The organism is Bacillus haynesii, from assembly GCF_001969855.1.
In the GTDB taxonomy this organism is placed as follows: Bacteria; Bacillota; Bacilli; order Bacillales; family Bacillaceae; genus Bacillus; species Bacillus haynesii.
This window is the reverse complement of sequence record NZ_MRBL01000059.1, coordinates 1-1,204: the sequence shown is the minus strand read 5'-3', so window position 1 is coordinate 1,204 and position 1,204 is coordinate 1. Positions and strand designations below refer to the sequence as shown.

Sequence of the window (1,204 nt, the reverse complement as noted above, 5' to 3'; positions counted from 1 at the left end):
ACGGTGAATACAGAATGCAGAAAATGCATGTCAAACTGGCGACAGACTGCGGAATCCCTGAGGAAAACTGCTTTATTATGGACAACGGCGAAGTGCTTGCTTTGACAAGCGAAGAAGCCTCAGTCGCCGGTAAAATCCCGTCAGGCAATGTTTATATTGACGGAAGCGGCATCGGCGACATCGGCAATATCGTGCTTCGCGACCGCCGGATTCTTTCGGAAGAAGGGCTTGTCATTGTCGTTGTCAGCATCAACATGAAAGAATTTAAAGTGTCCGCAGGGCCTGACTTAATTTCCAGAGGATTTGTCTATATGAGAGAATCCGGTGATCTAATCAATGATGCCCAGGAACTGATTTCAGGACACCTTAAAAAAGTGATGGAGCGCAAAACGACGCAGTGGTCTGAAATTAAGAACGAGATCACAGACACGCTCGCTCCTTTCCTCTATGAAAAAACAAAACGCCGGCCGATGATCCTTCCGATTATTATGGAAGTCTGATCGCGGATTCAGCAAAAAACGGATGCACCAGAAGGTGCATCCGTTTTTTTATGGTTGAACCGGGATATGCCTGAACGCTTTAACATCAAACAATCCTTCCGTTGTCATTTTAATGTCGGGAATAACCGGAAGCGCTAAAAAAGAAAGCGTCAGAAAAGGGTTAAACATGCCTGAAAATCCTGTCTCTGTTAATGCAGTATGAAGAGATTTCAAGCTTTCATTTACCGTCTCAAGCGGTTTGTCCGACAAGAGGCCGGCGATCGGCAGTGCGACGGATTGAAGCTCCTTCCCTCCTTTTGCAATGGTGAGGCCTCCTCCGATTTCTCCAAGGCGTTCAATCGCTTTTAAGATGTCTTGATCATTTGTACCGACGGCGATTAAATTGTGGGAATCATGAGAAATCGTTGTCGCGATGGCGCCTTCTTTTAAACCGAAGCCCCTGACAACGCCGAGTCCGATTCCTTTAACGCCGCGATGGCGCTCACACACTGCAATTTTCAACAGATCGCTTTCCAGATCCGGCTGAAAAAAGGCCCCGCTTTTCGGCTTGGCCAAGGACAGCTTTGTTTCAAGCTGATTGGGGATAATGTCAATGGCCCTGATTTCCTTCCCTTGAACGATCGGAATTTGCAGGTCATCCTCATGTAACTCAGGGAGATGCACAGATTGGAGCAGACCGGCTGCCGTATTGCCGCCCGTCCATT

General features: G+C 47.7%; 1 protein-coding gene and 1 pseudogene. One reads left to right on the top strand and one right to left on the bottom strand.

What is annotated here, in order from left to right:
- Window positions 1-500, top strand: a pseudogene (rnjA, locus tag BTA31_RS22195) (ribonuclease J1); the annotation flags it as partial.
- Window positions 501-548: 48 nt separating this feature from the next.
- On the opposite strand, the gene BTA31_RS22190 reads toward rnjA, so the two are convergent.
- On the bottom strand, window positions 549-1,204 hold a 656-nt coding region (locus BTA31_RS22190), incomplete at its 5' end, for an adenine deaminase C-terminal domain-containing protein (protein WP_275667524.1).